At 61.4% G+C, this 8448-nt stretch carries 7 protein-coding genes; 6 read left to right on the forward strand and 1 reads right to left on the reverse strand.

All coding sequences use genetic code 11. From position 1 onward, the window contains the following. Positions 1 to 54: 54 nt before the first annotated feature. Positions 55 to 1005, reverse strand: coding sequence for a DUF1853 family protein (locus KGA96_RS12165; RefSeq protein ID WP_046037193.1), 951 nt, complete (start codon positions 1003 to 1005; stop codon positions 55 to 57). A gap of 117 nt (positions 1006 to 1122) precedes the next feature. Between KGA96_RS12165 and KGA96_RS12170 the strand changes: the two genes are divergently transcribed. Genes KGA96_RS12170 through pepN form a run of 6 tightly spaced genes read left to right on the forward strand, consistent with a single transcriptional unit; the run spans position 1123 to position 7638 of the window. Continuing rightward, positions 1123 to 2013, forward strand: coding sequence for an NAD(+) kinase (locus tag KGA96_RS12170; RefSeq protein WP_008016128.1), 891 nt, complete (start codon positions 1123 to 1125; stop codon positions 2011 to 2013). Next, complete coding sequence (locus KGA96_RS12175) at positions 2013 to 2984, forward strand: metallophosphoesterase (protein WP_046037191.1); 972 nt, start codon at positions 2013 to 2015, stop codon at positions 2982 to 2984. The genes KGA96_RS12170 and KGA96_RS12175 overlap by 1 nt, the downstream gene beginning before the upstream one ends. After that, a complete protein-coding gene (locus tag KGA96_RS12180; protein ID WP_046037190.1) occupies positions 2981 to 3850 on the forward strand; it encodes a rhomboid family intramembrane serine protease in 870 nt (289 codons plus the stop codon). Before KGA96_RS12175 ends, KGA96_RS12180 begins: the two co-directional genes overlap by 4 nt. A gap of 32 nt (positions 3851 to 3882) precedes the next feature. Beyond that, positions 3883 to 4143: a YeaC family protein gene (locus KGA96_RS12185; RefSeq protein ID WP_046037189.1), complete on the forward strand. Its 261-nt coding sequence runs from the start codon at positions 3883 to 3885 to the stop codon at positions 4141 to 4143. Then, the gene (locus KGA96_RS12190) at positions 4140 to 4970 is read left to right on the forward strand and encodes a DUF2797 domain-containing protein (RefSeq protein WP_223512967.1); all 831 of its coding nucleotides are present in this window, start codon (positions 4140 to 4142) and stop codon (positions 4968 to 4970) included. The genes KGA96_RS12185 and KGA96_RS12190 overlap by 4 nt, the downstream gene beginning before the upstream one ends. A gap of 10 nt (positions 4971 to 4980) precedes the next feature. Further along, on the forward strand, positions 4981 to 7638 hold the full coding sequence (gene pepN / locus KGA96_RS12195; RefSeq protein WP_046037187.1) for an aminopeptidase N: 2658 nt from the start codon (positions 4981 to 4983) through the stop codon (positions 7636 to 7638). Positions 7639 to 8448 lie beyond the last annotated feature (810 nt).

The following is an 8448-nucleotide window of genomic DNA, read 5'->3' on the forward strand; positions in this document are numbered from 1 at the left end:
GTTGGCCCCTTCGCGAGTCTGCTCGCGAAGGGGCCGGCTCAGGCAATACAAGACTCAACCCTGTCCCGGCACATTCGGCCAAAGGTCCGCCACCAGAAACAACCGTTCTGCCTCTTCCCAGTCACCCGTGGCATTTTCCACCAGACGCACCAGCAGTTGTGCGGGCGCCAGCGGGTCCAGTTCATCGAGCCAGGCTTGCATCTGCTCAGGGTTCCAGGTGTGCTCCGCCGAATAATGCGCCGGCGCCAGCCAGGCGTGGCGGGGCAGGGGTTGCCAGCGACCGGGCGGGCTCTGGGCCAACAACGCCGGCCAATCCTTTTGATGCAACCAGCGACCGCGCAAATGCTGCGGATGGGCACCCGATGGCGGGGCTGCCTGACCGGGCCACGGATACAGCAGGTACCCGCCCAGCCACAAATGCGCGCTGAACGCCTGAATATCCAGCGCCGCCAGTACTTCACGGCTCTCGGGGCGAGCGGAAATCGGCAATTGATGCTGGCTCAGGTGCGCCAGTTTGCGGTCGAGCCGGTCGTGGCAGCCCGGACCCAGCCACTGAGCGGTGTCGTGTCCGTCACCGGATTGCGGGCCGAGGTAGAGCTTGATCGCCAATTCCAGGTGATGCACGCCGTCGCGGTCGCGTAGCAGCATGTCCAGTTCACCCAGGGTGTGTCCTTCGCGGCGAATCGGCAGGTTGGCGGCAATCAGTTCAATGCCGGGTGCATGTTGCACGGCGAACTGCCAGAGGCGTTCGTAGTACAAACCCAGGCGCCGGGTCCGGGCCTGGGCCAGCCAATGCAGCAGGCCATAACTGTCCCGATCAAGCTGCCGCAGCCAGTGCTCCAGCCGATCCGGTGCCTGCACCCAGTCGCTACCGGCCAGCGGGTGACGCTGCGGCCACGGGGTATCGCCTAGCATTGGCGGCGCGAGGATGACCCACGCAAGGTCACGCACTTCGGGATGGCGTAACTGATGGGGCAGGTGGAGCAAATCGGGAAATAGCATCATCTTGCGAGCATAGCCCGAAACCCGGGCACACCCTTGAAGCTGAAAGGATTTTGTCTACGGGCGGCTTTCGCCCATAATCGGGTATTTCGCCGCCACGCAGATTCCCGCAGGAGCCCCATGGAGCAATTTCGCAATATCGGCATCATCGGTCGCCTGGGCAGTTCCCAGGTGCTGGATACCGTCCGCCGACTGAAACGGTTTCTGCTCGATCGTCACCTGCACGTGATCCTCGAAGACACCATCGCCGAAGTGCTGCCAGGGCATGGCTTGCAAACCTCGTCGCGCAAGATGCTCGGCGAAGTCTGCGACATGGTCATCGTGGTCGGTGGTGACGGCAGCCTGCTCGGTGCCGCCCGGGCACTGGCCAAACATAATATTCCGGTGCTCGGCATCAACCGCGGCAGCCTGGGGTTCCTCACCGACATCCGTCCCGACGAGCTGGAAACCAAGGTCGCCGAAGTGCTGGATGGCCACTATCTGGTGGAAAACCGCTTCCTGTTGCAGGCCGAAGTCCGTCGCCACGGCGAGGCCATCGGCCAGGGCGATGCACTGAACGATGTGGTGCTGCACCCCGGCAAATCCACGCGAATGATCGAATTCGAGCTGTACATCGACGGCCAGTTCGTCTGCAGCCAGAAGGCCGACGGCCTGATCGTCGCCACGCCGACCGGATCCACCGCCTACGCGTTGTCCGCCGGCGGGCCGATCATGCATCCCAAGCTCGACGCTATTGTGATTGTGCCGATGTACCCCCATACCTTGTCGGGTAGACCCATCGTGGTCGATGGCAACAGTGAGCTGAAGATCGTCGTGTCCAAGGATATGCAGATTTACCCGCAAGTCTCGTGCGACGGGCAGAACCATTTCACCTGCGCGCCGGGCGACACCATTACCGTCAGCAAGAAAGCCCAGAAACTGCGGCTGATTCACCCGCTGGACCACAACTACTATGAGGTCTGCCGGACCAAGCTCGGCTGGGGCAGCAAGTTGGGGGGTGGAGGCGACTGATGCTCGATCCCGCGCGTAGCTACGACCTGATCGGTGACGTGCACGGTTGCGCTCTGACCCTGGAGCACTTGCTCGACCGACTCGGTTATCACAAGCAGGATGGCGTCTGGCGGCATGCCTCGCGCATGGCGGTGTTCGTCGGCGATATCATCGACCGCGGCCCGCGGATTCGCGAGGCGCTGCATATCGTCCACGATATGGTCGAGGCCGGTCAGGCGCTGTGCATCATGGGCAACCACGAGTTCAATGCGCTGGGCTGGAGCACGCCGGCGCTGCCGGGCAGCGGCAAGCAGTTCGTGCGCGAACACACCCCGCGCCATGCCCGCCTGCTGCACGAAACCCTGACCCAGTTCGAACACCATCCGGGCGACTGGCAGGACTTCCAGCAATGGTTCTACAAATTGCCATTGTTCGTCGATGCCGGGCGTTTTCGCGTGGTCCACGCCTGCTGGGATGCCGGACTGATCGAACCGCTACGCGCGCTGTTCCCCAACGGCTGCATCGACGAGCATTTTCTCCAGGCCTCGGCGGAGTCGGGCTCTTTTGCCTGCACCGTATTCGACCGGCTACTGCGTGGCACGGACATGCGCTTGCCCCATGGCCTGACGATGACCAGCGGCGACGGCCTGGTACGTTCGTTCTTCCGGACCAAGTTCTGGGAAGACGATCCGAAAACCTACGGCGACATCGTGTTCCAGCCGGATGCACTGCCGGAACCCGTGGCCCGGACGCCGCTGACGTCCACCGAAAAGAACAGTTTGCTGCGCTATGGCATCGATGAGCCGCTGTTGTTCGTCGGCCATTACTGGCGCAGCGGCAAGCCGGCACCGATCCGGCCGAACCTGGCCTGCCTGGATTACAGCGCGGTGCTGTACGGCAAACTGGTTGCCTACCGACTGGATCAGGAAACCCGCCTGGATCCGCAAAAATTCGTCTGGGTCGATGTCGAGCGGCCGGAGGTGCTGCAATGAGTGCTGTAGCGGTATTGCGACTGCCCCTGGCGGTGGACTTGAGCGGGTTCGTCACCTTGCTCAAGCGCATGCAAGTGCCCCACCGGGTCAGCGAGGAAGCTGGCGAGCAGGTGTTGTGGGTGCCGGACAACATCAGTGAAGACGTGCGTGCGTTGTACGAACGTTTTCCGGCGGGTGACCCCGATCAGCAGCTGGACATTCCGCTGGCACAGACCGTCACGCGTCCGGGGTTCGTCGAGCAGTTGAAGTACGCCAGGGCCACCGCGCTGGTATTGCTGCTTAGCATGATCGTCGGCGCGGTGACCATGCTGGGCGACAACCTTGAAACGATGCGCTGGCTGACCTTCCTTGAATTCCGCGTGGTCGGCGAGTACCTCCACTTCACGCCACTGGCCGACAGCTTGGCGGCGGGGCAGTGGTGGCGCCTGGTCACGCCGATGCTGATCCACTTCGGCATCCTGCACCTGGCGATGAACGGCATGTGGTACTGGGAGCTGGGGCGGCGCATCGAGTCGCGCCAGGGCAGTATCAACCTGATCGGCCTGACCTTGCTGTTCAGCCTGGTGTCCAACTTCGCCCAGTATTTCTTCAGCGGCCCGACCTTGTTCGGTGGTTTGTCCGGCGTACTGTACGGCCTGCTCGGGCATTGCTGGATCTTCCAGCTGCTGGCGCCGAACCCGGCCTATCGCCTGCCCCGTGGTGTGCTGGTGATGATGCTGGTGTGGTTGCTGCTGTGCCTGTCCGGGCTGGTCTCGATGATCGGCTTCGGCGAAATCGCCAACGCGGCCCACGTCAGCGGGTTACTCATCGGATGCTTCACCGGTTTGTTGGGCGGTTTGTATAACCGCCGTAAACTGGCCGCCTAATTCAGAACATGCAATAAAGAGACGGAGACCCAATGTCCTCTTTTAACGAAATGATCAAGAACATCACCCACGATATCTACGAGAGCCTGAAACTGGCCGTAGAAATCGGCAAATGGTCCGACGGTGGCAAACTCACCGCCGAACAACGCGAGCTGTCGCTGCAGGCGATGATCGCCTGGGAAGTCCAGAACCTGCCCGAGGACCAGCGCACGGGCTACATGGGCCCGCAGGAATGCAGCTCCAAGTCGATTCAAGTGCCCAATATCCTGTTCAAGTCGGATGCCATCCATTGATCGAGATTGGCCGCGGTGCAATCAGCAAAATGTCGGCGCGCCTGGACGGGCCGAACGTGCAATACGCATTTCGTCTGGGCGAAACCGAGATCCCGGTCAATCCGTTGATCGGTACCACGGTGCGCCTGGAATACCTGGGGGCGATCCACTGCACCCATTGCGGACGCAAGACCAAGACCAGTTTCAGCCAGGGCTACTGCTACCCGTGCATGACCAAGCTGGCCCAGTGCGACGTGTGCATCATGAGCCCGGAGCGCTGCCACTTCGAGGCCGGTACTTGCCGGGAGCCTGAGTGGGGCGAGAAGTTCTGCATGACCGACCACGTGGTGTACCTGGCCAATTCGTCGGGGGTGAAAGTCGGGATTACCCGCGCCACCCAGTTGCCGACCCGCTGGCTCGACCAAGGGGCGAGCCAGGCCTTGCCGATCATGCGCGTCTCGACCCGCCAGCAGTCCGGTTTCGTCGAGGATCTGTTCCGCAGCCAGGTGGCCGACAAGACCAACTGGCGTGCTTTGCTCAAGGGCGATGCGGCGGTGGTGAACCTGGCCGAAGTCCGCGATCAGCTGTTCGACAGCTGCGCTGAAGGCTTGCTCGGGTTGCAGCAGCGATTTGGCTTGCAGGCGATCCAGCCGGTGACCAACGTCGAGCCGCTGGAAATCCGCTACCCGGTCGAGCAGTACCCGGCGAAGATCGTCAGCTTCAACCTGGACAAGAACCCGATTGCCGAAGGCACGCTGATGGGGGTCAAGGGCCAATACCTGATCTTCGACACCGGCGTGATCAATATTCGTAAATACACGGCTTACCAGCTCGCCGTGCATCAGTAAGGACTCCAGCATGCGCACCGAACAACCGAAGATGATCTACCTCAAGGACTATCAGGCGCCCGAGTACCTGATCGACGAAACGCACCTGACCTTCGAGTTGTACGAGGACCACAGCCTGGTCCATGCGCAACTGGTGATGCGCCGCAACCCCGAGCGTGGCCCGGGCCTGCCGCCGCTGGTGCTGGACGGCCAGCAGCTGGAACTGCTGTCGGTCACCCTGGCCGACCAGGCGCTTTCCGAGGCGCAGTATCAGCTGACCGAGAATCACCTGACCCTGCACCCGACCAGCACCACCTTCACGGTCGATACCAGCGTCCGGATCCACCCGGAAACCAACACCGCGCTGGAGGGCCTGTACAAGTCCGGCACGATGTTCTGCACCCAATGCGAGGCCGAAGGCTTTCGCAAGATCACCTATTACCTCGACCGCCCGGACGTGATGAGCACCTTCACCACCACGGTCGTCGCCGAACAACACAGCTATCCGGTGCTGCTGTCCAACGGCAACCCGATCGCTTCCGGTCCCGGTGAAGAAGGCCGGCACTGGGCGACCTGGGAAGACCCGTTCAAGAAACCGGCGTACCTGTTTGCGCTGGTGGCCGGCGACCTGTGGTGCGTCGAAGACAGCTTCACCACCCTGAGCGAGCGCACCGTGGCGCTGCGCATTTACGTCGAGCCGGAAAACATCGACAAGTGCCAGCACGCGATGAACAGCCTGAAGAAGTCCATGCGTTGGGATGAAGAGGTCTACGGTCGCGAGTACGACCTGGACATCTTCATGATCGTCGCCGTGAATGACTTCAACATGGGCGCCATGGAGAACAAGGGCCTCAACATCTTCAACTCCAGCGCCGTGCTGGCCAAGGCGGAAACCGCCACCGACGCCGCGCACCAGCGGGTCGAGGCGATCGTCGCCCACGAATACTTCCACAACTGGTCGGGCAACCGCGTGACCTGCCGCGACTGGTTCCAGTTGTCGCTCAAGGAAGGCTTCACCGTGTTCCGCGATGCCGGTTTCTCCTCGGACATGAACTCGGCCACGGTCAAGCGCATCCAGGACGTGGCGTACCTGCGCACCCACCAGTTCGCCGAAGACGCCGGGCCCATGGCCCACGCCGTGCGCCCGGACAGCTTCATCGAGATTTCCAACTTCTACACCCTGACCGTGTACGAAAAGGGCTCGGAAGTGGTCGGCATGATCCACACCCTGCTCGGCGCCGAAGGCTTCCGCAAAGGCAGCGACCTGTACTTCGAACGCCACGACGGCCAGGCCGTGACCTGCGATGACTTCATCAAGGCCATGGAAGACGCCAATGGCGTTGACCTGACCCAGTTCAAGCGCTGGTACAGCCAGGCCGGTACACCGCGTCTGGCGGTAACTGAGTCCTACGACGCCGCGGCGAAAACCTACAGCCTGACCTTCCGCCAGAGCTGCCCGGAAACCCCGGACAAGGTTGAAAAACTGCCGTTCGTGATCCCGGTCGAACTGGGCCTGCTGGATTCCAAAGGCGTGGCGATTACCCTGCGTCTGTCCGGTGAAGCCACCGCGCAAGGCACCTCGCGGGTCATTTCCGTGACCGAAGCCGAGCAGACTTTCACCTTCGTCGACATCGCCGAACAACCGCTGCCATCGTTGCTGCGCGGCTTCTCGGCACCGGTGAAACTGAGCTTCCCGTACAACCGCGATCAGTTGATGTTCCTGATGCAGCACGACAGCGACGGCTTCAACCGCTGGGATGCCGGTCAGCAACTGTCGGTGCAGGTGCTGCAAGAGCTGATCGCTCAGCAGCAGAAAGGCGAAGCGCTGGTACTCGATCAGCGTCTGGTGTCGGCGCTGCGCACGGTGCTCTCGGATGAGTCGCTGGATCAGGCCATGGTCGCCGAAATGCTCTCGCTGCCAAGCGAGGCATACCTGACCGAGATCAGCGAAGTGGCGGACGTCGAAGCGATTCACACGGCTCGCGAGTTTGCCCGCAAGCAACTGGCTGACGCGTTGTTCGAAGGCCTGTGGCAGCGTTATCAGGCCAATCGCGAATTGTCGAAGCAGACGCCGTACATGGCCGAAGCCGAGCACTTTGCCCGTCGTGCCTTGCAGAACATCGCGCTGTCGTACCTGATGCTCAGCGGCAAGCCGGAAGTTGTGGCTGCGACTCTGGAGCAGTTCGACGCGTGCGACAACATGACCGAGCGCCTGACCGCACTTGCCGTGTTGGTCAATTCACCGTTCGACGCCGAGAAGGCCAAGGCGCTGGCCAGTTTCGCCGAACACTTCAAGGACAATCCGTTGGTCATGGATCAGTGGTTCAGCGTCCAGGCCGGCAGCGTGTTGCCCGGTGGCCTGGCACGGACCAGGGCGTTGATGCAGCACCCGGCGTTCAACATCAAGAACCCGAACAAGGTGCGGGCGTTGGTCGGTGCGTTTGCCGGGCAGAACCTGATCAACTTCCATGCTGCTGACGGTTCGGGGTATCGCTTCCTGGCGGATCTGGTGATCGAGTTGAATGGCTTCAATCCGCAGATTGCTTCTCGCCAGTTGGCGCCTTTGACTCGCTGGCGCAAGTACGACAGTGCTCGTCAGGTTTTGATGAAGGGGGAGCTGGAGCGGATTCGGGCTTCGGGGCAGTTGTCCAGTGATGTGTTTGAAGTGGTCAGCAAGAGTTTGGCTTGAGTCTGCTGTTGACCTTGGCGGCCTTCGGGCCGACCTGGTTCTTGGTTGATTGAGTACATATCCGTTTCTGCGGGAGCGGCGGCTGGCGGTTTCGCTCTTACAGCGAGTCCCTTTTGGCAAACGCCCCAAAAGGAACCAAAAGGTCTCGCCCCGAACGTACGGCCCCTCGCTTAGGCTCGGCGTTCCTTCGCTGCGGTATTCATCCGGGGGCATTGCCCTCCGGTCGGCTTCGCTTCGACCTACATGCAATGAGTTCGACTGCGTCGAACGGCGCTGCGCGCCAGTCCCCGGATGAACACCTCCACTCAGCCTGCCGAGGGGGCGGGTGGATCAAGATCAAGAGCTGCAGGCGAGCTAACGCTCGGCCTGTTGAGTGGTGAGGAGCGACGTGGTGGTGTGGGCTGCTCTGCCTTTGCTCTTCTGTGGGAGCAGGCTTGGTCCGGGCGGCGTTCCGACGATGGCGGCCTGACAGCCAACTGAGTCCCATCTGGTTGTACCCAATTTTTCAGAAACCCCTATCTGCTTTGGCTTTGGCTTTGGCTTTGGCTTTGGTTTTTGATCTTGATCTGGCTTTTGATCTTTTGCCCCTTCGGCAGGCCGAGCGTAGGTGTTCATCAGGGGGTTAGGCGCGTAGCGCCGTTCGACGAAGTCGAACACATCGAGAGGAGGTCGTCGCGAAGCAGTGTGGTGGTCTAATTTCCCCGGACACCTCGATAAGTGGAAAATGCATCTATCGAGGAGTGTTTCATGACCGACAAACGCAGGACATTCGACGACAGCTTCAAGCTGCAAGTCGTGAAGATGATCAAG

This window comes from Pseudomonas sp. GL-R-26, from assembly GCF_019947365.1.
GTDB lineage: Bacteria > Pseudomonadota > Gammaproteobacteria > Pseudomonadales > Pseudomonadaceae > Aquipseudomonas.

Excerpts from the sequence above, each read along its gene's own strand:
- KGA96_RS12165 (WP_046037193.1), bottom strand. The coding sequence starts at position 1,005 with ATGATGCTATTTCCCGATTTGCTCCACCTGCCCCATCAGTTACGCCAT.
- KGA96_RS12170 (WP_008016128.1), top strand. The coding sequence starts at position 1,123 with ATGGAGCAATTTCGCAATATCGGCATCATCGGTCGCCTGGGCAGTTCC.
- KGA96_RS12175 (WP_046037191.1), top strand. The coding sequence starts at position 2,013 with ATGCTCGATCCCGCGCGTAGCTACGACCTGATCGGTGACGTGCACGGT.
- KGA96_RS12180 (WP_046037190.1), top strand. The coding sequence starts at position 2,981 with ATGAGTGCTGTAGCGGTATTGCGACTGCCCCTGGCGGTGGACTTGAGC.
- KGA96_RS12185 (WP_046037189.1), top strand. The coding sequence starts at position 3,883 with ATGTCCTCTTTTAACGAAATGATCAAGAACATCACCCACGATATCTAC.
- pepN (WP_046037187.1), top strand. The coding sequence starts at position 4,981 with ATGCGCACCGAACAACCGAAGATGATCTACCTCAAGGACTATCAGGCG.